General features: G+C 68.4%; 22 protein-coding genes. 14 read left to right on the top strand and 8 right to left on the bottom strand.

Annotated features, from left to right (window positions below; genetic code table 11):
• Positions 1-160 precede the first annotated feature (160 nt).
• Positions 161-1,498 (bottom strand): aspartate aminotransferase family protein, encoded by a 1,338-nt coding sequence (locus ACW4E8_RS00855; protein WP_456802782.1) that lies wholly within the window; start codon positions 1,496-1,498, stop codon positions 161-163.
• A gap of 301 nt (positions 1,499-1,799) precedes the next feature.
• On the opposite strand from ACW4E8_RS00855, the gene ACW4E8_RS00860 reads away from it, so the two are divergent.
• From ACW4E8_RS00860 to ACW4E8_RS00895, 8 genes are all read left to right on the top strand, one after another.
• Positions 1,800-2,264 (top strand): SRPBCC family protein, encoded by a 465-nt coding sequence (locus ACW4E8_RS00860; RefSeq protein ID WP_456802783.1) that lies wholly within the window; start codon positions 1,800-1,802, stop codon positions 2,262-2,264.
• The gene (locus ACW4E8_RS00865; RefSeq protein ID WP_456802784.1) at positions 2,245-2,601 is read left to right on the top strand and encodes an ArsR/SmtB family transcription factor; all 357 of its coding nucleotides are present in this window, start codon (positions 2,245-2,247) and stop codon (positions 2,599-2,601) included. Before ACW4E8_RS00860 ends, ACW4E8_RS00865 begins: the two co-directional genes overlap by 20 nt.
• A 99-nt stretch (positions 2,602-2,700) precedes the next feature.
• On the top strand, positions 2,701-3,915 hold the full coding sequence (locus tag ACW4E8_RS00870; RefSeq protein WP_456802785.1) for an efflux RND transporter periplasmic adaptor subunit: 1,215 nt from the start codon (positions 2,701-2,703) through the stop codon (positions 3,913-3,915).
• A gap of 23 nt (positions 3,916-3,938) precedes the next feature.
• A complete protein-coding gene (locus ACW4E8_RS00875; protein ID WP_456802786.1) occupies positions 3,939-4,634 on the top strand; it encodes an ABC transporter ATP-binding protein in 696 nt (231 codons plus the stop codon).
• Positions 4,635-4,640: 6 nt separating this feature from the next.
• A complete protein-coding gene (locus ACW4E8_RS00880; protein ID WP_456802787.1) occupies positions 4,641-5,795 on the top strand; it encodes an ABC transporter permease in 1,155 nt (384 codons plus the stop codon).
• Positions 5,796-5,810: 15 nt separating this feature from the next.
• A complete protein-coding gene (locus ACW4E8_RS00885) occupies positions 5,811-6,977 on the top strand; it encodes an ABC transporter permease (RefSeq protein ID WP_456802788.1) in 1,167 nt (388 codons plus the stop codon).
• Between the two features lie 177 nt (positions 6,978-7,154).
• On the top strand, positions 7,155-8,345 hold the full coding sequence (gltS, locus tag ACW4E8_RS00890) for a sodium/glutamate symporter (protein WP_456802789.1): 1,191 nt from the start codon (positions 7,155-7,157) through the stop codon (positions 8,343-8,345).
• 1 nt (position 8,346) lies between these two features.
• Positions 8,347-9,930, top strand: coding sequence for a TAXI family TRAP transporter solute-binding subunit (locus ACW4E8_RS00895; protein WP_456802790.1), 1,584 nt, complete (start codon positions 8,347-8,349; stop codon positions 9,928-9,930).
• Positions 9,931-9,952: 22 nt separating this feature from the next.
• Here ACW4E8_RS00895 and ACW4E8_RS00900 read toward each other — a convergent pair whose 3' ends face one another.
• Both ACW4E8_RS00900 and ACW4E8_RS00905 read right to left on the bottom strand, forming a co-directional pair.
• Positions 9,953-10,762 carry a CDP-diacylglycerol diphosphatase gene (locus ACW4E8_RS00900; protein ID WP_456802791.1) on the bottom strand — a complete coding sequence of 270 codons (810 nt, stop codon included), beginning with the start codon at positions 10,760-10,762 and terminating at the stop codon, positions 9,953-9,955.
• Entirely contained in the window at positions 10,750-10,983 is a 234-nt protein-coding gene (locus ACW4E8_RS00905) for a hypothetical protein (RefSeq protein WP_010810991.1), read from the bottom strand. Before ACW4E8_RS00905 ends, ACW4E8_RS00900 begins: the two co-directional genes overlap by 13 nt.
• A 153-nt stretch (positions 10,984-11,136) precedes the next feature.
• Here ACW4E8_RS00905 and ACW4E8_RS00910 point away from each other — a divergent pair, with 153 nt between their 5' ends.
• Positions 11,137-11,622 carry a DM13 domain-containing protein gene (locus ACW4E8_RS00910; protein WP_456802792.1) on the top strand — a complete coding sequence of 162 codons (486 nt, stop codon included), beginning with the start codon at positions 11,137-11,139 and terminating at the stop codon, positions 11,620-11,622.
• 194 nt (positions 11,623-11,816) lie between these two features.
• Here the strand turns inward: ACW4E8_RS00910 and ACW4E8_RS00915 are convergent, their stop codons facing one another.
• The gene (locus tag ACW4E8_RS00915; RefSeq protein WP_456802793.1) at positions 11,817-12,887 is read right to left on the bottom strand and encodes a porin; all 1,071 of its coding nucleotides are present in this window, start codon (positions 12,885-12,887) and stop codon (positions 11,817-11,819) included.
• A 310-nt stretch (positions 12,888-13,197) separates the two neighbouring features.
• Between ACW4E8_RS00915 and ACW4E8_RS00920 the strand changes: the two genes are divergently transcribed.
• Positions 13,198-15,813 (top strand): penicillin-binding protein 1A, encoded by a 2,616-nt coding sequence (locus ACW4E8_RS00920; RefSeq protein ID WP_456802794.1) that lies wholly within the window; start codon positions 13,198-13,200, stop codon positions 15,811-15,813.
• Positions 15,814-15,869: 56 nt separating this feature from the next.
• On the opposite strand, the gene ACW4E8_RS00925 is transcribed toward ACW4E8_RS00920, so the two are convergent.
• The 4 genes from ACW4E8_RS00925 to ACW4E8_RS00940 all read right to left on the bottom strand — a co-directional run bounded on the left by ACW4E8_RS00925 (position 15,870) and on the right by ACW4E8_RS00940 (position 19,579).
• Positions 15,870-16,271, bottom strand: a complete 402-nt coding sequence (locus ACW4E8_RS00925; RefSeq protein WP_456802795.1) for a PIN domain-containing protein — start codon at positions 16,269-16,271, stop codon at positions 15,870-15,872.
• Positions 16,271-16,513, bottom strand: coding sequence for an antitoxin (locus ACW4E8_RS00930; protein ID WP_456802796.1), 243 nt, complete (start codon positions 16,511-16,513; stop codon positions 16,271-16,273). Before ACW4E8_RS00930 ends, ACW4E8_RS00925 begins: the two co-directional genes overlap by 1 nt.
• A 137-nt stretch (positions 16,514-16,650) precedes the next feature.
• A complete protein-coding gene (locus tag ACW4E8_RS00935) occupies positions 16,651-17,973 on the bottom strand; it encodes a DUF1501 domain-containing protein (protein WP_456802797.1) in 1,323 nt (440 codons plus the stop codon).
• Between the two features lie 13 nt (positions 17,974-17,986).
• Positions 17,987-19,579: a DUF1800 domain-containing protein gene (locus ACW4E8_RS00940; protein WP_456802798.1), complete on the bottom strand. Its 1,593-nt coding sequence runs from the start codon at positions 19,577-19,579 to the stop codon at positions 17,987-17,989.
• Between the two features lie 199 nt (positions 19,580-19,778).
• Between ACW4E8_RS00940 and ACW4E8_RS00945 the strand changes: the two genes are divergently transcribed.
• The 4 genes from ACW4E8_RS00945 to ACW4E8_RS00960 all read left to right on the top strand — a co-directional run bounded on the left by ACW4E8_RS00945 (position 19,779) and on the right by ACW4E8_RS00960 (position 24,132).
• Entirely contained in the window at positions 19,779-20,702 is a 924-nt protein-coding gene (locus ACW4E8_RS00945) for a DMT family transporter (RefSeq protein WP_456802799.1), read from the top strand.
• A complete protein-coding gene (locus tag ACW4E8_RS00950; RefSeq protein WP_456802800.1) occupies positions 20,686-21,450 on the top strand; it encodes a helix-turn-helix domain-containing protein in 765 nt (254 codons plus the stop codon). Before ACW4E8_RS00945 ends, ACW4E8_RS00950 begins: the two co-directional genes overlap by 17 nt.
• 232 nt (positions 21,451-21,682) lie before the next feature.
• Complete coding sequence (locus ACW4E8_RS00955; protein WP_456802801.1) at positions 21,683-23,062, top strand: amino acid permease; 1,380 nt, start codon at positions 21,683-21,685, stop codon at positions 23,060-23,062.
• Positions 23,063-23,142: 80 nt separating this feature from the next.
• Positions 23,143-24,132 carry a ferritin-like domain-containing protein gene (locus ACW4E8_RS00960; RefSeq protein ID WP_456802802.1) on the top strand — a complete coding sequence of 330 codons (990 nt, stop codon included), beginning with the start codon at positions 23,143-23,145 and terminating at the stop codon, positions 24,130-24,132.
• The last annotated feature ends 7 nt before the right edge of the window (positions 24,133-24,139 follow it).

The raw sequence follows: 24,139 nt of genomic DNA on the forward strand, positions 1-24,139 counted from the left end.
TGTGTGCTCCCTCTCCCGCTTGCGGGAGAGGGTTGGGGTGAGGGCGGGAGTCTCCACGGAGTAAGGCCGGTGGTCTGCCAGTGCCTGCCCTCACCCCCTGCCCATCTCCCGCAAGCGGGAGAGGGGAGAAAACCGGCGGCAAGCTGACGTCTTCAGCGACTTAGGCCGTCACGCTAGCCGGCAGCACCGTCTGCACCGCCGCCGCAAAGCGCTCGACAATCCGGTCGATATCCTGCGGCGTGCAAATAAACGGTGGTGCGAACAGCACGTGGTCGCCATGCACGCCGTCGACCGTTCCACCCATCGGATAGACCAGCAGGCCGTTCTGCATCGCGGCGGATTTCAGCCGCGCATGCGTCTTCAGCGCCGGATCGAGCGTGGCCTTGCTGTCGCGGTCGGCCACGAACTCCACGCCAACAAACAAGCCGCGTCCACGGATATCGCCCAGGTTGGGATGATCACCAAGCGCCTCGCGCAGCCGTGCGCGCAGTTGCTCGCCGCGCGCCAGCACATTGGCCAGCAAGTTGTCTTCGGCGATGGTGCGCTGTACCGCCAGCGCCGCGGCGCAGGCGGTGGCATGGCCGATATAGGTGTGGCCATGCTGGAAAAAACCGCTGCCGCCGACGATGGCGTCATAGATCCTGCGCGTCGACAGCATCGCGCCGATCGGCTGGTAGCCGGCGCCCAGGCCCTTGGCGATGGTGACGATATCGGGCACCACGCCATCCTCTTCGCACGCGAACAGGTAGCCGGTACGGCCCATGCCTGACATCACTTCATCCAGGATCAGCAGCACGCCGTACTTGTCGCACACGGCACGGATGCGCTTCAGGTAGTCACCCACCGGCGGCACCGCGCCGGCGGTGGCGCCCACCACGGTTTCGGCGACGAAGGCGGCCACGGTGTCGGGGCCCAGTTCCAGGATCTTGGCTTCCAGCTCGTCGGCCAGGCGCTGTGCGTACTGCGCGTCGGTCTCGCCGGCCTGCTGGTCGCGGTAGGCATAGCACGGCGACACGTGGTGCGCCGGCACCAGCAGCGGCAGGAAGGGCTCGCGCCGCCAGGCGTTGCCGCCGATGGCCAGCGCGCCCAGGGTGTTGCCGTGGTAGCTCTGGCGCCGCGCGATGAAGTGGCGGCGGCTGGGCTGCCCCGCTTCGACGAAATACTGGCGGGCCAGCTTCAGCGCCGACTCCACCGCTTCGGAGCCGCCCGAGACGAAGTAGACATGGTCCAGGTCGCCCGGCGCCGCTTGCACGAGCGTGTCAGCCAGGGTCTCCGATACCTCGGTGGTGAAGAATGAGGTATGCGCGTAGGCGATGGTGTCGAGCTGCGCCTTGATCGCCTCGATCACGCGCGGATGGCCGTGCCCCAGGCACGACACGGCGGCGCCGCCGGAGGCGTCCAGATAGCGCCGGCCTTCGCTGTCGATCAGTTCGATGCCCTGGCCGGCAACGGCAACGGGCAGCTTCTGGCGCGGATTGCGATGGAATACGTGGGTCATGATGGTGTGGTGGTGATGCTTGGCCGCGCGTCAGCGCGATATCCCGTTCAGTACCTGGGTTGGACCCGGCTACGCATTTGCAGTATAGGGACATGGCCCGAATCAGTGCAACATTTGTTTCTCCACATCGTAATAATGAAACACTAGCGATGCAGAGCAGGCACGAAAACCCTTGCCGCGCCAAACTCCATGTGCCTGCGCGCCCATATTTACTCGCAACCTTTTGGTTGCATTTCTCTGTCCGGTCTCCTAACATGCCACCAAAGAGTTGCCTATTCATGCCTGAACAAGGAGACCGGACATGGCATCATCCACCGACCGCATCGAGCGCAGCATCCTGCTGGCCGCCCCCATCGAACGCGTCTGGCACGCGCTGGCCGACGCCGACACCTTCGGCAGCTGGTTTGGCGTGAAATTCGACGGCGTGACCTTCGCGCCCGGCCAGCGGGCCGTGGGCAGCATCACCTATCCCGGCTATGAATACCTGAAGTTCGACGTAGAGGTCGAGCGCATGGAGCCACCCAGGCTGCTGTCCTGGCGCTGGCATCCGGCGCCAATGGAGCGCGGCCGCGACTATTCGGCCGAGCCGCCCACGCTGGTGGTGTTCGAGCTCAAGGAAGCCGAAGGCGGCACGCTGCTGACCGTGGTCGAATCCGGCTTCGACCAGATCCCGCCCGAACGCCGCATGGAGGCCTTCCGCATGAACAGCGGCGGCTGGGACGGGCAGATGGAAAACATCCAGAAGCATGTCAGCGGCGCAGCCTGAAACCCCACCCGCGCTGGAACTGCGCGATGCGGCGACCGTCTTCGCCGCGCTTGGCGACGAAACCCGGCTGCAGCTGGTGGCAGCGCTGTGCGCGGGCGGCGCGATGTCGATCGCGCAGCTGACCGCGGGCAGCGCCATGACGCGCCAGGCGGTCACCAAGCACCTGCAGGTGCTGGCGCAGGCCGGGCTGGTGCGCGACAGCCGCGCCGGCCGCGAGCGCCTGTGGCAGTTCGAGCCCGGCCAGGTCGAAGCCGCGCGCCGGTCGCTGGAAGCGATCGGGCGGCAATGGGATTTCGCGCTGGCAAAGCTGAAGCTGGCGGTGGAGACCAGTCACTAGCCGCCCAGGCGGTTTTCCCCCTTGCTCGCGGGCAATGGACACCCTTTCACGCGCCGCTATACTGAGAGCCCCGCCCATCACAGCGAGAGGAAGCGCGCAGTGGCTGACCACGACCTGTCCAGGCTGAAAATCGACCGGAGCGCCGCCGCGGCCGGCGCCAGCATCCGCCCCCGGCGCAGGTGGCTGCGCTATGCAGTGATCGCGCTGGTCGTGCTGGCCCTGATCGGCATCGCCATGAAGCTGGCCGGGCCGCAGGCGGTGCAGACCGCCACCGTCACCTCCGCCTATCCCACGCAGAATTTCACCATGCTCAATGCCACCGGCTATGTCGTGCCGCAGCGCAAGGCGGCGGTCGCGTCCAAGGCGCAGGGCCGGCTGGAATGGCTGGGCGTGCTGGAGGGCTCGCACGTGAAGAAGGACGAGATCATCGCGCGGCTGGAGAGCAAGGACGTCGCCGCCTCGTTCGCGCAGGCCCAGGCACAGGTCCAGGTGGCGCAGGCCAACCTGGCGCTGCAGCAGGCCGAACTGAAGGACGCTGAGGTGAACCTGCGCCGCTCGAAGATCCTGATCGTGCCGAACGCCATCTCGCGCACCCAGTACGACGCCGACGTGGCGCGCTTTGACAAGGCGCGGGCCTCGGTCAACAGTTCGCGCGCGTCGATCGCCTCGGCGCAGGCCAATGCGCGCGCGGCCGAGGTCGCGGTGCAGCAAACCGTGGTCCGCGCGCCCTTCGATGGCGTGGTGCTGGTCAAGCATGCCAACGTGGGCGACAACATCACCCCCTTCTCTGCCGCCGCCGACACCAAGGGCGCGATCGTGACCATCGCCGACATGGAGACGCTGGAGGTGGAAGCCGATGTCGCCGAATCCAATATCGGCAAGATCCGCGCCGACCAGCCGTGCGAGCTGCTGCTGGATGCGCTGCCGGGGCTGCGGATGGCCGGGCAGGTGTCGCGCATCGTGCCGACGGTGGACCGCTCCAAGGCCACCGTGCTGGTCAAGGTGCGCTTTGTCGACCGCGATGCGCGCGTGCTGCCGGACATGAGCGCCAAGATCGCCTTCCTGTCGCGCGCAGCCTCGGCGCAGGACCGCCAGCCGGTGGTGGCGGTGCAGCCCGCCGCCGTGGTCACGCGCCAGGGCCGGGAGCTGGCCTATGTGGTGAAGGACGGCCGTGCGCATGAGGTGCAGGTCAAGAGCGGCAACAAGCTGGGCGAGCTGGTGGCCGTGCAGGGCGTCAAGCCCGGCGACGTGCTGGTGCTGTCGCCCGGCGACGATCTCAGCGACGGCGACCGCATCACCGTGGCCAAGCCGTGACGAGGCCAACTGAAGGGGACCGCATGAGCGCCGCCGCGCCCCTGGTGCAGATCAGCCACGTCGCCAAATCCTACCGGCGCGGCGTGCAGACCGTGCCGGTGCTGACCGATATCTCGCTCGATATCGGCGAAGGCGATTTCGTTGCGCTGATGGGGCCGTCCGGCTCGGGCAAGAGCACACTGCTGAACCTGATCGCCGGCATCGACCGGCCCGACAGCGGCACGCTGCACGTCGCGGGGCTGGACATCACGCGGCTGCCGGAAGCCGAGCTGGCCGACTGGCGCGCCGCCAATGTCGGCTTTATCTTCCAGTTCTACAACCTGATGCCGGTGCTGACCGCGTTCGAGAACGTGGAGCTGCCGCTGATGCTGACCAGCCTGCCGCGCGCGGAGCGTCGTGCGCGCGTAGAACTGGTGCTGGACATGGTCAACCTGGCCGACCGCATGAGCCACTACCCATCGGAGCTTTCGGGCGGCCAACAGCAGCGCGTGGCCATTGCGCGCGCGCTGATCACCGACCCCGCGCTGATCGTCGCCGACGAGCCCACCGGCGACCTCGACCGCACCTCCGCCGCCGAGATCCTGGCGATGATGCAGCGGCTCAATGCCGATGCCGGCAAGACCATCATCATGGTCACGCACGATGCGCACGCCGCCGCCGCGGCCGGATCGCTGGTGCACCTGGAGAAGGGAGAGCTGATCCGTGGCGAGGTTGCCTGATCCCTTATGTACGCGCTCAAGCTGATCACCCGCAATGCATTGCGGCACAAGCTGCGCACCGCGCTGACGGTGTTCGGGCTGGTGATCGCGGTACTGGCGTTCGGCTTGCTGCAGACGGTGATCGACGCCTGGTATGCGGGCGCGTCGGCAGCGTCCAGCGCGCGGCTGGTGACGCGCAATGCGATTTCGCTGGTGTTTCCGCTGCCGCTGAGCTACGAAAGCCGCATCAAGGGCGTCGACGGCGTGACCTCGGTGGCGCGCTCCAACTGGTTCGGCGGCGTCTATCGTGATCCCAAGAACTTCTTCGCGCAGTTCGCGGTATCCGACAACTACCTCGACCTCTACCCGGAATTCATCGTGCCCGACCAGCAGCGCGCCGACTACCAGCGCGACCGCAAGGGCGCGCTGGTCGGGCGCCAGCTGGCCGACCAGTTCGGCTTCAAGCTCGGCGACGTGGTCCCGATCAAGGGCACCATCTACCCCGGCACCTGGGAGTTCGTGGTGCGCGGCATCATGGAGGGGCGCGACGAGAGCACCATCACGCGCCAGATGGTATTCCACTGGGAATACCTGAACGAGACCGTGCGCAAGCGCACCCCGCGCCAGGCCGACCAGGTCGGCGTCTTTGTGCTGGGCGTGGACAACCCCGACAACACCGCCGCGATCTCGCGCAATGTCGATGCGGTGTTCCGCAATTCGCTGGCAGAAACGCTGACCGAGACCGAGCAGGCCTTCCAGCTGGGCTTTGTCGCCATGTCCAACCAGATCATCGCGGCGATCCGCGTGGTGTCCTACGTGGTGATCGTGATCATCATGGCGGTGATGGCCAACGCCATGGCGATGAGCGCACGCGAGCGCACCGTGGAATACGCCACGCTCAAGGCGCTGGGCTTCGGCCCTGGCTTCCTGGCGCTGCTGGTGTTCGGCGAGTCGCTGGCGATCTGCGTGGCCGGCGGCGCGCTCGGCATGCTGGCGACGCCGCCGGTGGCAAGCGCTTTCAAGCAGGCAGTGGGCGGCGTATTCCCGGTCTTCACCGTGTCGCCCCAGACCATGCAGCTGCAGGCGGCCTGCGCGCTGGCGGTGGGCGTCTTTGCCGGCATCGTGCCGGCGGTGCAGGCTGCGCGCGTGCGCATCGTCGAGGGCCTGCGGGCCATCGGCTAGCGCACGGAGGCTGACGTGGCGATCCCGCTGACCTATATCGCGCGCAACCTGTGGGCCAGGCGCCTGACCACCGCCCTGACCGCGGGCGGGCTGGCGCTGGTGGTCTTTGTCTTTGCCACCATGCTGATGCTGGACGCCGGCCTGAAGAAGACCCTGGTCACCACCGGCGAGCAGAACAACGTGGTGCTGATCCGCAAGGGCGCCGAGACCGAGATCCAGAGCGCGGTCGCCCGCGACCAGGCCAGCATCATGGAGATGCACCCGGCCGTGGCCATGAGCGCCGCGGGCCGGCCGCTGGCCTCGCGCGAGGCGGTGGTGCTGATCTCGCTCACCAAGACCAGCACCGGGCAGCCGTCCAACGTGGTGATCCGCGGCATCTCGCCGCCGGGCATGGACCTGCGCCCGCAGGTGCGGCTGGTGGCCGGGCGCATGTTCCGGCCGGGCTCGTCCGAGATCATCGTCGGCAGCAGCATCGCCCGCGGCTTTGCCGGGGTGCAGATCGGCGAGCACCTGCGCTTTGCCCAGCGCGACTGGACCGTGGTCGGCCACTTCGACGCCGGCGGCAGCGGCTTCGACTCCGAGATCTGGGGCGACGTGGATCAGCTGATGCAGTCGTTCCGGCGCAATGCGTATTCGTCGATGGTGGTGCGGCTGGCGGATACGGCGCTGTTCGACCGCTTTCGCGCCGATATCGACGTCGACCCGCGGCTGGCGGACGAGGCCAAGCGCGAGCAGACCTTCTACAGCGACCAGTCCAAGGCGCTGTCCAGCTTTATCAATATCCTGGGCTTCACGCTGTCCACCATCTTTTCGGTCGCGGCGATGATCGGCGCCATGATCACCATGTACGCCTCGGTGGCCAACCGCGTGGCGGAGATCGGCACGCTGCGCGCGCTGGGTTTCAAGCGCGTCAACGTGCTGGCCGCCTTCCTGATCGAAGCCGCGCTGCTGGGGCTGGTGGGCGGCATCGCGGGGCTCGCATGCGCCGCGCTGATGCAGTTCGCGTCGTTCTCGACCACCAACTTCCAGACCTTCGCGGACCTGTCGTTCCGCTTCATCCTGACCCCGGCCATCGCGCTGCAGACGCTGGCGTTCTCGATGGTGATGGGGCTGGCAGGCGGCTTCCTGCCGGCGGTGCGGGCGGCGCGGATGAATATCGTGGACGCGTTGCGGGCGCGCTGAGCCGGCGCCTGGGGCGGCCCCCGCCCCATCCTTTCCTTGCCTTATTCCACCCGCGCGTCTACAACCCGTAGTGATGCATGCTCCCCGTCAGGCACTGCCGGCGGCCAGTGCACCCCCGGCACGGCCAGCGGCGCCCGATGGCATTACCCCGCAACCCTATCCGCCAGGACGCCCCCGATGAACCTCGACCTGCTGGGCTCGCTGCTGACTGCCGTCGTGGTGCTGCTGATCGGCACGCTGGTCAACCGCAGCGTCGGCGTGCTGTCGCGCTACAACATTCCCGACCCTGTCACCGGCGGGCTGCTGTTCGCGATCATCGCCTCGGTGGCGGTGGCGGCAGCGGACTTCCGCGTGGTGATCGATCCCGGCATGAAGCCGGTGCTGCTGCTGATGTTCTTCGGCGGCGTCGGGCTCTGCGCCGACCTGCGCATGCTCAAGCGCGGCGGCAAGGCGCTGGTGATCTTCCTGATCATCCTGCTGCCCTATATCGTGGTGCAGAACGTGGTAGGCGTGGCCATGGCCAGGACGCTGGACCTGCACCCCATCTTCGGGCTGGTGAGCGGATCGATCACGCTGGTGGGCGGCCACGGCACCGGCGCCGCCTATGCCGAGCGCTTTGCCGAGGTCAACAACCTGCAGGCGGTGATGGACCTGTCGATGACGGTGGCCACCATCGGCCTGATCGTGGGCGGCATCATCGGCGGCCCGGTGGCGCAGTACCTGATCTCGCGCTACAAGCTGCGCTCGACCGCGCGCGAGGCCGGCGACACCGAGGAAGAAGCCGCCGCCATCTCGCCCATCACCACCGTCGGTGCGCTGGCGGCGCTGGCCGGCATGCTGGCCGCGGTGATCGGCGGGCGCTGGATCGCCGCGCAGATGCCCGCCGGCCCCATCACCATCCCCGGCTTCCTGTGGTGCATGATGCTCGGCATCGCCATCCGCAACCTGCTGCCCTTTATCGGGCTGCGCTTTGACGACCGCGCCACCGACCTGATCACCAATGTCTGCCTGTCGCTGTTCCTGGTAATGACCATGATGGCACTGGACCTGGCCGAGGTGGCGCTGTCCGCCGGCCCCTTCCTGCTGATCATTGCCATGCAGGTGGTCTTCATCATCCTCTATGTGGTGCTGGTGTGCTTCCGCTTCATGGGGCGCGACTACGAGGCCGCGGTCACCTCGGCCGCCTTTATCGGCTTCAACATGGGGTCGACCGCCACCGCCATGGCCAATATGCGCGCCATCACGGCCCGCTACGGGCCGGCACCCACCAGCTACCTGATCACGCCGCTGGCCGGCGCGTTCTTCGTCGACCTGATGAACGCCTTCGTGCTGACCATGCTGCTGGCGTTGCCGCTGATCGGAGGCTGACATGCGCCGCGCCCTCCTCACCCTTCTCTTTGCCTTGCTGGCCAGCGCCTGGCTGGCAGGCTGCGGCGGCGGCCCGCCCGCAGACGGCATTCGCACCGGCATCAACGAGCGGCTGGCGCAGGCGCTGCCGCCGGGCACGGTGGAGTTGGCCGGCCTGGACCGGCGCGGCTCGCAGGCCGACACCAAGGCCCCGGCCGGCGAAACCCGCCGCGTGGTGTATTTCGACGCGGAACTGAAGCTGCTGCGCGACTACGACTTCGGCGCGTGGGACTCGCCCGGTGTGGCCGGGCTGGTGTCGGCGCTGGGCGCGGGCCCGCGCGGCATCACCGGCATCACCAGCGGCGGCAACAAGGCCGGCGACATCATCCGCGCGCATGGCACGGCGCTGTACCGGCGCGACGGCGAGCGCTGGGTCGGCGTGCTGCCGGCCGGCTACCGCCCCACTGAAGCCCCGGCCGTCGCCACCAACGCGCAAAGCGGCCCGGCGGCGATCCTGGACGCGATGCGCAAGGTGATCGAGTCCGTGCAGAAAGACGCCTCGCCGGCACAGCGCGCCGTGATCGAGCAAGAGCTGACCACCGCGCACGCCAACATCCGCGCGCGGCTGGCACGGGTCAACGAGGGCTATGCCATTGCCGCCGGCGCCGAACACGGCCAGTACCTGCGCTTTGCGAAGGCGCTGGTGGACGGGGCCCGCGTGCGCGCGATCCCGCTGGTCACGCACGGCGGTGAAGAGAACCTGCGGCTGCTGCGCGCGGGCAAGGTCTCAGTGGCGCTGGCGCAGGGCGATGCGGCGCTGGAAGCCTACGAGGGCAAGGGCGTGTTTGCCGCCGACGGCCCGCAAGCCTCGCTGCGCGCCATCGGCAGCCTCTACCCCGAGCCCGTGCACGTGCTGGTGCGCGACGGCGATCCCGCCCGCTCGGTGTCCGAGCTGCGCGGCAAACGCATCGCCGTGGGCGAGCGCGGCTCAGCCTCGCGCGTGACCGCGCTGCGCGTGCTGGCTGCGCACGGCCTGACGGACAAGGACTTCAAGGCCGAGGAAGTGGGGCTGGGCACCGGGCTGGTGGCGCTGCGCCAGAACCAGGTCGACGCGGTGATCCAGGTGATCGGCGTGCCTGCCGACAGCATCCGCGACGCGCTGGGCGAAATGCCGCTGCGGCTGCTGCCGCTGGACGAACGGGTCATCACCGCGATGGTCGGGCAGAAGGCGGGCTATTTCCGCGCCACCATCGCGCCGGGCACCTATCCCGGCCTGCACGCGCCGGTGCGTACCATCGCCACGGCGGCGATCCTGGTGACCGGGACGGACCTGTCCGATACCGAAGTGGCCGAGCTGACGCGGCTGGTCTACCGCCACGGGCGCGACTTTGTCGCCCGCGGCAGCGCCCAGGGCGCGCAGATCGCCGTGGCAACAGCGCGTGAAGGGCTGATGATCCCGCAGCACCTGGCGGCGGCCAAGGCGCTGGACGCGCTGGCGACACCCGGCGGGACGCCCGCCAAGCCCGGCGGAATGCCCGCGAAGCCCGTTGAAACGCCTGCGAAACCCATTGAAACGCCTGCGGCTTCGGGCGCCCGTGCGCAGTGAGGCCCGGCGGGCGGGCCGCCGATCAGCCCGGCGCGCTCGACAAGCCTTCAGCCAGCCGACAGCGCCGGTCCAGGAAATCGCTGGCGTGGCCGTTGCTGCCAGCCGTCGTGTCGACGGGGTGGTCGATCACGACAAAGCCTGCCCCACCCTGCCGTTCCTGCACATAGGTGACAAAGATGCCGCGGTCCGGCGGCGCTGCGGCCGCGCTCCCCTTGGTGCCGTCACGCACAAGCTGGAAAGGGTCGACCGCCAGCACCGGCGCGCTGGCCGGCACAAAGATCGCGCGCACCGGCTTGCCCTCGAGCCGCAGCGCGGTCCAGCCGGTGCCGATCGGCCCGGCCGCGCCATTGACCACGGCGCGCGCGGCCGCGCTGATGCAATCGAGATGGATATGCAGCTGGTCCTGGCTGCGCGAGGCGCGGGAATTGATCGCCAGGCCCAGCATGTCGTCAGGCACGGCCTTGCCAAGCGAGCGGCCAACGATGCCGCGCGCGGCCCAGCCGAAGGCCCAGGGGTTGGCGCCTGCGCCGTCCCAGGCTTTGGCGTCGTCGATGCCGGTCACCGTCCGTGCCGGGATCACCAGGTAATGCGACGTGCCGATCGCGTCCTTGTAGAGCACCAGCCCCTGGGACCGGTCCACTTGCGCGCAATCGGGATGAGCCGCCGTTGTACTGCCAAGGCAGCGCTGCTGCACGTTGCGCCACAAGCCATTGCGGCCGCCCGACAGGACGCCGACGACGTTTTCGGCGGTGCAGCCGGCCAGGGCCAGGATCGCCGCCAGCCACAACGCGGGGGCACCGCGCCAACCGCGGGCCAGCTTCAGCGCCGGCACGAAACCCCGTAGAAAGTCCCGGCGCGTGGATTAGACACCACATAGGCGTGGCGCTGCGCCCAGAACTGCGCGGTACGGAAGGCCTCGGCCTCGCGCTCGCTCCAATCCGTTGCAAGCAACGGCAGGGCCTCGGCGTCGGTGGTGAGATAAACCCGCGCCTGATAGCGGGCGGATTGCAGCGTGCCGGTACGGATGGTGCGGATCGTGACGTGGAGGGTCATAGGCAGCTTCTCGACAAGGCGACTACCAAATCATAACCACTTCCGTGTGTTGGATTGGTGAAACCGTTGCGAATGTGCTAAGGCACCACAGATCTGTCAGGATCCGGCCCCGGCACCGACTTACCCGCATCCTCATGCCTTCGGGAGAAAAACATGCCGGCCAACCCGCTCCGCAAGCCCGCCATCCTTGTGCTGACCCACGTTGCCGCACTGGCCGTGGGCTTTGCTGCGGGCATCTACGTTCTGCCGATCCTGACGGAACAGGCTGGTGCCAGTGCCGAGCAAGTGCAGGTTGTGTCACAACAGTCGCGCTACACCGGCACATTCCGCAAGGATCTGGCGGGCAGCGATGCCCTGCACTGGGCCAGCGGCCAGCTCCATGTTTCGCCGCACGCGCTTGCCTTTGAAGGCAGCATTGCGCCGGGGCCGGATTATCGGATCTACCTGGCGCCGGAGTTTGTCGACAACAAGGAGGCCTTCCTTCGGATCAAGGACCGGTCGCTGCAGGTTGGTGAGCTGAAGACCTTTGGCAACTTCACCGTGGCGTTGCCGGCTGGCGTGGATCCGGCGCGGTATGGGGCGGTGGTGATCTGGTGTGAGAGGTTTGGGCAGTTTATTGGGGCGGCGGGGTATCGGTAGGGTTGGTGAACTGGGTCATCGCTATGGCAACAACAAGAACACCCCGCAACCAGGGCGAGTATCAGGAAAAAAAGGCCGATCAAACCAACCGGCCCAACGAACCCCGCAATGCAATCCGCAGGTGTCGATATGACAGTTAATCGCCCGCCCATGCAGGCATCACAACCTGCAAGGCGGGCATCAGGCGATTACGCTCAGAACCGATGACGCAGGCCAACGGTAGCACCGGTCTGGTTCTCACCAGCCACCACCGTGCCAACCCCATTCAGGCCCAGCGCCGAACCCGACTTGTTCTTCGAGTAGCCAACATTCAGGTACACATCCGTACGCTTGGACAGCGAGTAGTCCGCCGACAGCACGAACATCCACGGATCCGCATCGCTATTGTGGGTGTCGTTGTAGTAGGCCGCGCCGGTCAGCTGGAAGGCGGGCGTGAAGCGGTACTGCGCGCCAGCCCAGTACACGTTGCTGCGGGTCGAAGCGGCGCTGGCGCTCGACACGCCGTCGTCCTTCAGCCAGCGGTAGCCGGCAAACACCTTGGCGTCGCCGAAGGCATAGGCCGTACCCACCGCGGCGCGCTTGGCGGCACGGTCCTGCAGCGCCACGGTGGCGCCCTGGTACTGGTCGTAAGCAGCGCCGACCGAGAAGCCGCCCGCGGCGTACGACAGGCCGCCGCCGAAGTTGCGCGCGACCTTGGGCTCGCCCGGGACTTCGCCGTTGTTGTCGCGGCCGAAGCTGTAGAAGCCGGTGGCGGTCAGGCCGCCGAACTTGCCGGTGTACTTGATGGCGTTGTCGGCGCGGCCGTTGAAGGCCGAGTCAACGCTGTTCAGCGAGTAGCGCGGGCCCACGCCCATCGGGTCGAAGGCGCCGAACAGGTCGTACAGCGAATTCTGCTGGCGGCCCAGCGTGACCGCGCCCCAGCCGCCCTGCAGGCCGACGTAGGCCTGGCGGCCGAACAGGCGGTTGCCCTGGCCCGAGGTGCCGGTATCGATGTCGAACCCGCTCTCCAGCACGAAGATACCCTTCAGGTCGCCGCCCAGGTCTTCGGTGCCGCGCAGGCCCCAGCGCGAGCCGGACAAGTTGCCAGAGTTCAGGCGCGTTGCCGTACCCTGGGCGCCGTTGCTGCCCGGCACGTGGCTGATCACTTCGACGCCGGCATCGACGATGCCGTAAAGCGTAACGTTCGACGCGGACTGGGCCGACGCCACCCCGGATACGGCCGACGCGGCCGCTGCTGCCGTCATTGCAAGGAGAGCTTTCTTCACTGTAATTTCTCTGTGTTCTGTTTGAGGCACGACACCGCGCCGGACCCAGGCCGGGTCGGCAAGGCCAACCCGGTCCAGCCGGGCAACCCGGCAACGGCGCATCGTCCGCACAAGTTGCGGACTCGGCATTGTCGCGGCGCAATATGAAACCTTTGTGACCTATGCTTCGCAGCAGGAAGTGGCGGATAGCCCAGAATGGGGGTTTTCCCTGTAACCAAGGGGAACGTTTTGGTACGATGCATGCTTTTCCGACGACGGTAATGCCAGTGCCCCGTGCCGCCATGTGCCTGTGCCTCGACCGCTTCGCCTCATGAGGCTGGCTGAGATCAAGACCCGGCTTGCCCCGCTGCTCGCCTCGCTGCAGGCTTCACTGCCTGCCCCCCTCCAGCAACGCCTGTCAGGCATGGCCGCGCGCCTTGCACGCGCCGGCCTGACCCGGCCCGGCTCGCTGCGCCCCACGCGGCGCGGCGTGCTGGTGGGCCTGGCCGCGATCCCGGCCGCCTTCCTGCTCTATGTGCTGGTCCTGGTCCCGTTCACGCCGGGCATCAGCGATATCCGCAAGGCCAAGTCCGAGCAGCCGGCCCAGGTGCTGTCCGCCGACGGCAAGGAGCTGGCGGTGTTCAAGTGGGCCAACCGCGACTGGGTGCCGCTGTCGCAGATTTCGCCCAATGTGGTGGCTGCGCTGATCGCCACCGAAGACCATCGCTTCTACCAGCACCACGGGCTGGACTGGCGCCGGCTGGCCTCGGCCGCGGTGCATACCTTTTCCGGCGACCGCCAGGGCGGGTCCACCATCACCCAGCAGCTGGCACGCAACCTTTATCCCGATGAAATCGGCCGCGCGCCCACGCTGACGCGCAAGCTCAAGGAAGCCATCACCGCGCTGAAGATCGAGGCGCTCTATACCAAGGACGAGATCCTCGAGACCTATCTCAATACCGTGCCGTTCCTGTACAACGCGTTCGGCATCGAGATGGCGGCGCGCACGTACTTCGACCGCCCGGCCCGCTCGCTGGACGTGCTGCAGAGCGCCACGCTGATCGGCATGCTCAAGGGCAACAGCTACTACAACCCGGTGCTCAACCCCGAGCGCGCGCTGGACCGGCGCAATATCGTGCTGGGCCAGATGGTCAAGCGCGGCAAGCTGGATGCGGCGCGCTACGAGCAGCTGAAGAAGCGCCCGCTGCGCATCGACTTCGAACGCCAGACCGAGCCGCCCGGTCCCGCGCCGCACTTCGCGCAGCAGCTGCGCAAGTGGCTGATTGGCTGGGCCGACCGCAATGGCTACGACATCTACGCCGATGGCCTGGTGGTGCATACCACCATCGACGCCCGCCTGCAGGCCATGGCCACGCAGGCCGTGGTGCAGCAGGGCAACCGGCTGCAGGCCATCGCCAACGCGGCCTGGGCGCCGCGCGCGGGCTGGGCCGCCAACATGCCGCTGGTGCAGGCCTTCGTGCGCGAGACCCCGGAATACCGTGCCGCCATCGCCGCCGGCACCGCGCCGGAAGAGGCGCTGCGCCATCTGATGTCCGACCATGCCTTCATGCGCGCGCTGCACCAGCAGAAGACGCGCATCCAGGCCGGCTTCCTGGCCATCGACCCGCGCAACGGCGAGATCCGCGCCTGGGTCGGCAGCCGCGACTACACTCAGGACGCGTTCGACCACGTGCAGCAGGCGCGCCGCCAGCCGGGCTCGACCTTCAAGCCCTTTGTCTACGGTGCGGCCTTTGAAGAAGGCAAGACCCCCGACGACACGCTGGTGGACCAGCCGGTGGAAATCGAACTGGCCGGCGGCGAGGTCTGGCGCCCCACCGATGAAGGCCGCCCCACCGGCCGCGCCATGTCACTGCGCGATGGCCTGGTCTATTCGCGCAACACCATCACCGCCCAGCTGATGCACGAAGTGGGGCCGTCCCGCGTGGCGCGGCTGGCGCGCGACATGGGCGTGCGCGACAGCCAGCTCGACGTGGTGCCGTCGCTGGCGCTGGGCACCAGCCCGGTCACGCTCAAGGAGATGGTGGCCGCCTACGGCACCATCGCCAACGCCGGCGACTACATCGCGCCCACCATGGTGACGCGCATCGAAGACCGCCAGGGCAATGTGCTGCAGGTGTTCCGCCCGGCGCGCGCCGAGCACGCGCTGCCCGCCGCCACCACGCAAACCCTGCTCGACGTCATGCGCGACGTGATCGACCGCGGCACCGGCGCCAGCATCCGCTCGCGCTTCGGCATCCGCGCCGACGTGGCCGGCAAGACCGGCACCACCCAGGACAACGCCGACGGCTGGTTCATCCTGATGCATCCGGAACTGGTGGCGGGCGCCTGGGTCGGCTTCAACGACAGCCGCGTCACGCTGCGCAGCGACTACTGGGGCCAGGGCGCGCACAGCGCGCTGCCGATGGTGGGTGATTTCTACCAGCGCGCGTTGCGCTCACGCATCGTCGACGGCCGCGCGCGCTTTGCCGAGCACGAAGAGACCAACCTGTTTGCATCGCTGGGCACGCAGCTGCGCGGCTGGTTCAACCAGCTGTTCACGCGCGACAGGGCCAGCGAGACCCCGGCGCCGCGCCCGGCACCGCGCCGGCCGGCCTTGCCTGCGCCGGAGGCTGAGGTTGCGCCGCCGGCCGGCGCGGCATCGTCTGCCGCGGCGGATGTCGGCCCGGATGAGTCCAGCCTGGCGCTGGACCGGGGGGAGACGGTGATTGCGGTGCCGCCAGATTCCGCTGCGGCAAGCGGTGTGGAAACGCCGGCAGCATCAGCAGCAACGGTGCCGCCTGGGACATCCGTGCGGCCTGCTTATCCGGGCGCGCCCACGGCTCCGGCCGCGCCTGCCAATGCGCCAGTGGCGCCTGCGCCCGCCTCGCCGCCAGTCGATGTCCCTGCGCCGGCAAACGGCACCCCGAACAACTCTGCGCCGGGCTGACGTTTTCGCTATCCCCGCCCAGCGTGAGATTGGCGTCTATGCGCCGGCCTGAAGGCCTACTTCAGCCAGTTTTCGCAGCGCAATCCGTCCACGCGAGAAAACTCCCCGATATTGTCGGTCACTAGCACGGCACCCAGCGATAGAGCGTGCGCCGCGATCAGCATGTCATTGGCGCCAATCACCCGTCCGCTGCGTTCCAGTCCTGCGCGCAACTCGCCGTAGCAAGCGTCAGCATCGCCGCCCAGCGGCAAGACACGCAAGCCAGCCAAAGCCTGGCCGACACGTTGACTCAGCGCCGGAGAGCCTTTCTTGGCAGCTCCGAATCGGAGCTCGGCCGCCACAATGATTGAAGTGCACAAACTGTCAGGCTCGAGCGCGGCAATGCGAGCGGCACAGGGCCCGCGGGTATTGCGAATCGCGTCGGAAATGATGTTCGTATCGAGCAGGAACAAGGACATCAGAGATCGACATCCTCGGCAGGCAGGTTATCGATCGTCGGCCAATCGATGTCGATAGGCTCCCATTGCGCCAGCAAGGAACGCAATGGCATAGCAGCAACCGGCTCGATGATGAGGTGATTCCCTTCGCGGCGCAGAATGGCTTCCTCTCCCGGCAGTTCGAACTCGCGCGGAATCCGGATCGCCTGGTTGCGGCCATTGCGAAACAGCCTGACATGGCGGATTTCATCTGTCGTGGTCATCGGGAACTCCTTAGCATATGCCAAAGCATATGCCAGATTGGAGGCGAGTGCAATGAGCCAACTCCTCGTTACATCATCACTTTTCCCTTAAAGCTGGTATCTGCGGCGAGATCAGACCAAGTCGCCACGCCATTTCGTTAAACCAACCCGATATCCCGCCTCCGCACCCCCGGAAACACCTGCGCCAGCCGCGTCTCATCCAGCCCGTACAGCCTGCGGAAGACCCCGCCCAGCACCGCCCGGTACTCATTGCGCACCGGCCAGTCGCGGTCCTGGTTGAGTGTGGCCTGTTCCACCGCGACCTGCTCGCCGGTGATTCGCCCCCCGCGCACGGCGCCGCCCGCGACCCAGTAGACCGTGCCGTGGCCGTGGTCGGTGCCGCGCGTGCCGTTTTCGCGGAAGGTGCGGCCGAATTCGGACAGCACCACCACGGTGGTCTTGTCCCAGGTGGGGCCCATCTCGGCGGCAAAAGCAGACAGGCCGCGGCCAAGGTTGTCGAGCAGGCTGGCCAGCTGTCCCTGCGCGCCGCCCTGGTTGACGTGGGTGTCCCAACCGCCCACGTCGATAAAGCCCAGGTTGAAGCGCTCGCGCATCAGCCCGGCCATGCGCCGGGCCTCGACCTCGAAACCGCGCGCGCTGAGCGAGCGGCGGTTGGCGGCCTGCATTTCCTGCAGGCGCGCGGCCATGGTGCCGGCGTCACTGCCTGACATGCCGGGCTGCGGCTGCGCCTGGCGCGCCACGGTTTCGCGCAGCTCGAAGCCCTCGTCGATCAGCGACTCGAAGCGGGTTCCGCTGTACATCTGCGCCAGCAACTTCGCCTGGCGCGCATCGAACGGCGTGCGGCCGCTGCCCTTGAGCGAGACATTGGGCACGTCGCGCGGGCCGGACAGCACCATCGGCAAGCCGTCGGTGAAGGCCACTGGCGCAGCCTGCCCGCCCATGGCCTGCGCCAGGCGGTTCAGGAAGCCGCTGCCGCGCAGCGAGGCCAGGGCCTTGCGGTCCTCGCCCTCGCCCGGCAGTCCGGCCTCGATCCCGTCCTGGGTCTCGAAGTGGCTGCGCGACAGGTCGTGCGTGCCGGCGAACGGCACGAAGGCCAGCTGGCCGCCCTGCCAAAGCGGCAGCATGGTCGCGGCCAATGCCGGGTGCAGCGCCCAGTCGCCGATGCCGCGCGCGGTGCTGTCGGCGGCAAAGGCCGGCGCCAGCGCCACCGCGGCATTGGGATCGGCGTCCGTGCCGGCTGCGCGCGGGCGGCGGATGGCGATATTGGGCCGCGCGGCGTAGTAGAAATCGCTGCCAGCCGGCACCAGCACGCTGGCGGCGTCATAGCCGCCGCGCAGGAACACCAGCAGGAAGCGCGCATCGGCCTGCGCCGGCAGCGCATAGACGCGCGAGGCGATGGCGGGCAGCGCCAGCCCCAGCGTGGCGCCGCCCATCGTTTTCAGCCATTGTCGGCGTTGCATGGTCTGCTCCCTGTCAGCGCTGCATCCACTCGGGCGAGCCGAGCAGCACGGTATTCCATTCGGCCTGCGATTCGGCCTGGGCCAGCGCGGCGCGCGTGGCGGGGCCAAGGGTGGCTTCGATGGTGTCGTAGTACAGCTTGTTGCCGATCATCGGGAAGCGCGCGCCGCGCGGCCTCGCGCCATCGCCGGCAAACAGTCCCGCCGGCCCCGAGCCGATCGCGCGCGCGATCTCGAAGCGCCGCACCATCTGGCCCGAGCTGGCCCACGCGCTTTCCGACGACGGGTAGCCATCCGGCGCCACGTGGCCATAGAGCGGCTCGCCAAGCTGGTTCAGCCAGTTCATCACCGGGCGCAGGTTGGCCACGGGACGGCCTTCATAGGCGAGCCGCATCGACGACACCACATAGACCATCGGATCCTTGAACTTGCGCGTGGGCGCGGCCAGTTGCCGGTCGAGTTCCGGCGCCAGGAACAAGGTGCGCAGCACTGCGGCGATATCGCCATCGGTGCGCGTGAAGGTCTGCGCCATGCGCTCGACCAGCGCCGGCGGCGGGTTGTCGGCGATGAAATAGGCGGCTAGCTTGGCGCTGATAAAGCGCGCGGTGGCCGGCTCGCGCGCCAGGATCGACACCGCCCGCGCCACTTCGTCGAAGCCGGCCGGCTCGATGCGCTGGCCCAGCAGCGTCTTCGCGCCGAAGTCGTGGCGCGCGGGGTTGAATTCGAACAAGCCCTCACTGCGGTACAGCCCCGCGCGCGCCGGCGGCAGCCGCGGCGGCGGCGTGCCGCGCAGGTTGACACCCACGCCGGTCAGCACGCGCGCCAGCTCCTGCACATCCTGCTGGGTGTAGCGGGAGCCGCTGGGGCCGCCGGCGACGCCCATGGTATGCAGCTCCATCAGCTCGCGCGCGTAATTCTCGTTGATGCGGTTGGCGCTGCTCTGGGCGTTGTCGAGGTAGACCAGCATGGCCGGCGCGGTCACGTTGGCCATCAGCAGGTCGCGGAAGCGGCCCAGCGCGTGCGGGCGGATGGCGCGCTCTTCGTAGTCGGCCAGCAGCAGCCGGACCTGGCCCTTGCCCGAATAGACGTTGAAATGGTTCATCCAGAACCATGTCATCTGCTCGCGCAGCTGCGCCGGAGAATACAGCGCGCGCAGCAGGTGGCGCCGCGCGGCATCGGCCACGATCTCGCGGCCCTGCGCGTTCAGCGCCTGGCGGGCCTGCTGCTTGCTGTCGTCGTCGGGCAGCGCGTCGATGCGCTGGCGGGCGTCGCGCGCGGCCTGGATCTGCGCGGCGGCGTCGGCCTGCAGGTTGGGCAAGGCTGCGATGGCGGCCGCCAGTTCGGGCGGATCGGCCAGCGGCAGCGTCAGTTGCTGGTCGAGGAAGCCCTTGCGGCCCAGCCGGCGCAGGTCGCCAAGGGTGGCCTGGTCAGCGCCGTAGGTGACGGTGTTGAGCCAGCGCAGGTCGGTGGTGGCGGCGGTGCTGCCGCCAGCCTCGGCCGGCGCCTGTGCGCAGGCGGCCAGGCACGCGGCCAGTGCCAGTGCCGCGGCGGCCCGCCAGGCGGCGAGCCCGCCACGGTGGGGTTGTCTCGAATGCTGCGCCGGATTCATGCCCGCCTCCTCGCCCTTTTCGATCAGACCATCACCATGTTACGTGGCAAGCGCCCATCCGTTGACCCGGAGGCGCTGCGGGAGTGTTACCAATGCTTTCAGCATGCCGATTGCCGGATTTGCCAAGACAGCGGCGCGCTGCCTGGCTAGCCTTGCGCTTTGCCCATCCGATCCCGCCCCGGCGGAAACGCCTGCTTTCATGTCGCGCCCCCTGTCCGCCGCCGCCTGGCTGCCCACTGTTGCCTTTGTCCTGATCTGGTCCACCGGCTTTATCGTCGGCAAGGCCATCGTGCCGCTGGCCGATACCAGCCTGTTCCTGCTGGGCCGCTTTACCCTGGCAGGGCTGATGTTCGTGGCGTGGTCGCTGGCCGCGCGCGCGGCCTGGCCGCCGCTGCGCGAGGCGCCGCGCCACCTGCTGGCCGGCGCGCTGATGCAGGGCATCTACCTGTGCGCCGGCTACGGGGCCGTGGCCAAGGGCCTGCCGCCGGCGATCATGGCCTTGCTGGGCGCGCTGCAGCCGCTGCTGACCGCGCTGCTTGCCATTCCCCTGCTGAAGGAGCTACCTTCCAGGCGGACGTGGCAGGGCCTGGCGCTGGGTGCGCTCGGCGTCGCGCTGGTGGTCGCCCCGGCGATGCAGGCCGGCATGCACACGGCCGCGCCGGCCCTATCGCCCTGGATCGTGCTGCTGGGCGTGCTGGCCATTGTCTCCATCACCATGGGAACCCTCTTGCAGAAGTCCGCCATCGCCGCCTGTGACCTGCGCGCCAGCTCCGCGTGGCAGAACCTGGGCGCCATGCTGGTAGCCGCCGCGATGGTGGCGATCCAGGCCGCCGACGCGCCGCTGCACTGGCATGGCGGCGTGGCGCTGTGGGCCGCGCTGGCGTGGGCGGCAATCGGCCTGTCGGGCGCCGGCACCTGGCTGCTGGTCAGCCTGGTGCGGCGCGGCCAGGCCGCCAATGCCGCGGCGCTGTTGTTCCTGGCACCGCCGCTGGCCGCGCTGCAGGCCTGGCTGCTGTTCGGCGAACGGCTGGATGCGGTGCAGGCGCTGGGCATGGCGGTGGCCGGCGCGGGCGTCTGGCTGTGCCAGACCCCTGGCAGATTGCGGCATGCCCAAGCCCGCTGAACCCCACGCCTCGCCGCTGGTCGAGCACCGGCGCTACCGCCCGCAGCCGGACGGCCACCAGCACGGCTACCACCAGCTGCTGTTCGGCCTGGCCGGCGCCACCGAGCTGGAGATCGACGGCCACGTCTATCGCGTGAATGACCACACCGGCCTGATCGTGCCGGCCGGCAGCCATCATGAATTCCTGGGCTTGGACGGCAACCTGCAGCTGGTGGCGGACTTCCCGGCGCGGTCAGTGGCGCTGCCCGCGCGGCTGATGGCGCGCCCGCGCACGTTCCCGCTGGACGGCGCCTTCGGCAGCCGCGTGCGCGCGCTGGCGGCGTGGCGCGCCGCCGCGGCAGCGCGCGGGCCGCGGACCGACTGGCAACTGGCGGCCACGCTGGCCGCGGCGCTGGCGGACTGCCTCGGCACGCCCGGCGACGAGCAGGTATTCCCACTGATGGCCGTGGATGCCTACCTGCGCGCCAACCTGGCCTCGCCACTGCGCGTGGCGGAAGTCGCCGGGCATTTCGGCTGGAGCGTGCGGCGCTTCCAGACCCTGTTTGCCGAGGCCTTCGGCGATACCCCGCACCGTTACCAGACCCGGCTGCGGCTGGACCGCGCGCTGCAGCTGCTGACGCAATCCACGCTGCCGCTGGCCGAGATCGCGCTGGCGTCAGGCTACCCGGACCAGACCACCTTCACGCGCAGCTTCACGCGGCGCTTCGGGCAGCCGCCCGGGGCCTGGCGGGCTGCGGGTCGCGGCTAGCAAGGCTGCGCTCAGTCCATCGTGCCACACGATTGCGCGCAGGGATGCCGCCGCTCCCGTCGCCAGCAATTTTTCCTGATTTTCACCACGAATTCAGCAACAAATATCCCCGCGATCTGATTAACCTGCCCGCTATTTTCCGTTTGCGGCCGCCGCGAACGAGAAAATAGCTGCTCCCGCCGGCCCCACGAAGGCCGGCGCGGCCTTTCAGATGACACGGAGACAACGACACATGAGTGCAAGCGCAGAACATCTGCAACGCGGCCTGGGCGAACGGCATATCCGGCTGATGGCGCTGGGTTCGGCCATCGGCGTGGGCCTGTTCCTGGGCGCCGGCAATGCCATCAAGATGGCCGGCCCCGCCATCATGCTGGGCTACCTGATCGGCGGCGCGGTGATCTTCCTGATCATGCGCGCGCTGGGCGAGATGGCCGTGCACAACCCCGTGGCCGGCTCCTTCTGCCGCTACGCGCAGGACCACATGGGCCCGCTGGCGGGCTACCTGACCGGCTGGAACTACTGGTTCCTGTGGCTGGTGACCTGCGTGGCGGAGATCACCGCCGTGGCCATCTACATGGGCATGTGGTTCCCCGACGTGCCGCGCTGGATCTGGGCGCTGGCCGCGCTGGCCGCGATGGGCTCGGTCAACCTGATGGCGGTCAAGGCCTATGGCGAGTTCGAGTTCTGGTTCGCCATGATCAAGATCGTCACCATCGTGCTGATGCTGTTCGGCGGCGGCGCGATGATCGTGTTCGGCTTCGGCAATGGCGGGGTCGCCACCGGCATCTCCAACCTGTGGGCGCACGGCGGCTTCATGCCCAACGGCGCCTCGGGCGTGCTGATGTCATTGCAGATGGTGATGTTCGCCTACCTGGGCGTGGAGATGATCGGCCTGACCGCCGGCGAGGCGCGCAACCCGAAGAAGTCGATCCCGGACGCGATCAACTCGGTGTTCTGGCGCATCCTGATCTTCTACGTGGGCGCGCTGTTCGTGATCCTGTCGCTGTACCCGTGGAACGAGATCGGCGCACAGGGCAGCCCGTTCGTGCTGACTTTCGAGCGGCTGGGCATCAAGACCGCCGCCGGCATCATCAACTTCGTGGTGCTGACCGCGGCGCTGTCGTCGTGCAACGGCGGCATCTTCAGCACCGGGCGCATGCTGTACAACCTGGCGCAGCAAGGCCAGGCGCCCAAGGCCTTTGCCAAGGTCGACCGCAATGGCGTGCCGCGCCGGGCGCTGCTGGTGTCGATCGCCGCGCTGCTGTGCGGCGTGCTGCTCAATTACCTGGTGCCGGAGCAGGTCTTCGTCTGGGTGACGGCGATCTCCACCTTCGGCGCGGTCTGGACCTGGGCCATCATCCTGGTCACGCAGATCCAGTTCCGCCGCAGCCTGTCGGCGGCCGAGCGCAAGGCGCTGGCCTTCCGCATGCCGTTCTGGCCCTATGGCTCTTACATCGCGCTGGCCTTCCTGGCGCTGGTGGTGGCGCTGATGGCCTACTTCCCGGAGACCCGCGTGGCGCTGTATGTGGGCCCGGGCTGGCTGGTGCTGCTGACGGTGTGCTACTACGCGCTGGACATGCGCTCGCGCGGCCCGGTGAGCTACCGCGCCTGACCCGGCTGTCGCCTGCGGGGTGCGCCGGCCGGCGCGCCTCGCTACAATGGCTCCCGGGCAATCCAACGCCAGGGGGCCGAATGTCCGAGACCACTGAGGTTGCTAACAACGCGGCGGCCGCGCCGCCGCGCAACAGCGCCGCCGATGCCGAGGCACGCGCCAGGGCCGTCGCCGGGACGGTGGCAAGCACTGCCATCGAGCAGGCCGACCACGCCATGCGCCACTGGACCGACCCCGCCCCGGGGCCGGTGACCATCGGCTCTGCACAGCACCTGCGCATGTTCTGCAACATGCTGCTGCAGACGCACAATCCCTACAAACCCGCCGTGATCGACTGGCCGAAGCTGGCGCCGGAGGCCCTGCACCGCGTCACCTCGCTGCCGATCTGGGACATCGCCGTGCAGACCGAGGGCCGCGCCTCGATCCGCGTCAAGACCTTTGCCGATACCGTCGGCGACCCGCTGCTGCGCAGCGCGCTGGAAATGGACGGTGGCGAAGAGGCGCGCCACAAGGTGGTGCTGTCGAAGCTGGTCGAGGCCTACGGCATCACGCTCGCGCCGGAGCCGGACTACCCGCCCCCGGACGATCCGGAATGGGGCTGGCTGGTCACCGGCTACAGCGAGTGCATCGACAGCTTCTTCGCCTTCGGCCTGTTTGCCGCGGCCAAGCGCTCCGGCTTCTTCCCCGCCGAACTGGTCGAGACCTTCGAGCCGGTGATCCAGGAGGAAGGCCGCCATATCCTGTTCTTCGTCAACTGGGCCGCCTGGTACCGGCGCAACCTGCCGTGGTGGCGCCGCCCGCTGTTTGCGCTGAAGGTGGCGCGGGTGTGGGCCTTCCTGATCTGGGAGCGCATCGGCATCGCCCGCGGCATCGACACCGACGGCGTGGCCCAGGACGCCAACTTCACCATGAACGGTTCCGCGGCGCTGGGCGAAGCCCTGACGCCGGGCGCGATGATCGACCTGTGCCTGGCCGAGAACGACCGGCGCATGGCCGGCTACGACGCGCGCCTGCTGCGCCCGGAAACCGTGCCGCGGCTGGCCCGGCTGGCGCGGCGCTTGGTGAAATAGGGCCGGC

The sequence above is a fragment of the Cupriavidus sp. CP313 genome (genome assembly GCF_054072015.1).

Bases quoted from the DNA above. Each gene is read 5' to 3' on its own strand.
- ACW4E8_RS00855 (WP_456802782.1), bottom strand. From the start codon at position 1,498: ATGACCCACGTATTCCATCGCAATCCGCGCCAGAAGCTGCCCGTTGCC.
- ACW4E8_RS00860 (WP_456802783.1), top strand. From the start codon at position 1,800: ATGGCATCATCCACCGACCGCATCGAGCGCAGCATCCTGCTGGCCGCC.
- ACW4E8_RS00865 (WP_456802784.1), top strand. From the start codon at position 2,245: ATGTCAGCGGCGCAGCCTGAAACCCCACCCGCGCTGGAACTGCGCGAT.
- ACW4E8_RS00875 (WP_456802786.1), top strand. From the start codon at position 3,939: ATGAGCGCCGCCGCGCCCCTGGTGCAGATCAGCCACGTCGCCAAATCC.
- ACW4E8_RS00880 (WP_456802787.1), top strand. From the start codon at position 4,641: ATGTACGCGCTCAAGCTGATCACCCGCAATGCATTGCGGCACAAGCTG.
- gltS (WP_456802789.1), top strand. From the start codon at position 7,155: ATGAACCTCGACCTGCTGGGCTCGCTGCTGACTGCCGTCGTGGTGCTG.
- ACW4E8_RS00895 (WP_456802790.1), top strand. From the start codon at position 8,347: ATGCGCCGCGCCCTCCTCACCCTTCTCTTTGCCTTGCTGGCCAGCGCC.
- ACW4E8_RS00905 (WP_010810991.1), bottom strand. From the start codon at position 10,983: ATGACCCTCCACGTCACGATCCGCACCATCCGTACCGGCACGCTGCAA.
- ACW4E8_RS00910 (WP_456802792.1), top strand. From the start codon at position 11,137: ATGCCGGCCAACCCGCTCCGCAAGCCCGCCATCCTTGTGCTGACCCAC.
- ACW4E8_RS00920 (WP_456802794.1), top strand. From the start codon at position 13,198: ATGAGGCTGGCTGAGATCAAGACCCGGCTTGCCCCGCTGCTCGCCTCG.
- ACW4E8_RS00925 (WP_456802795.1), bottom strand. From the start codon at position 16,271: ATGTCCTTGTTCCTGCTCGATACGAACATCATTTCCGACGCGATTCGC.
- ACW4E8_RS00930 (WP_456802796.1), bottom strand. From the start codon at position 16,513: ATGACCACGACAGATGAAATCCGCCATGTCAGGCTGTTTCGCAATGGC.
- ACW4E8_RS00935 (WP_456802797.1), bottom strand. From the start codon at position 17,973: ATGCAACGCCGACAATGGCTGAAAACGATGGGCGGCGCCACGCTGGGG.
- ACW4E8_RS00940 (WP_456802798.1), bottom strand. From the start codon at position 19,579: ATGAATCCGGCGCAGCATTCGAGACAACCCCACCGTGGCGGGCTCGCC.
- ACW4E8_RS00945 (WP_456802799.1), top strand. From the start codon at position 19,779: ATGTCGCGCCCCCTGTCCGCCGCCGCCTGGCTGCCCACTGTTGCCTTT.
- ACW4E8_RS00950 (WP_456802800.1), top strand. From the start codon at position 20,686: ATGCCCAAGCCCGCTGAACCCCACGCCTCGCCGCTGGTCGAGCACCGG.
- ACW4E8_RS00955 (WP_456802801.1), top strand. From the start codon at position 21,683: ATGAGTGCAAGCGCAGAACATCTGCAACGCGGCCTGGGCGAACGGCAT.
- ACW4E8_RS00960 (WP_456802802.1), top strand. From the start codon at position 23,143: ATGTCCGAGACCACTGAGGTTGCTAACAACGCGGCGGCCGCGCCGCCG.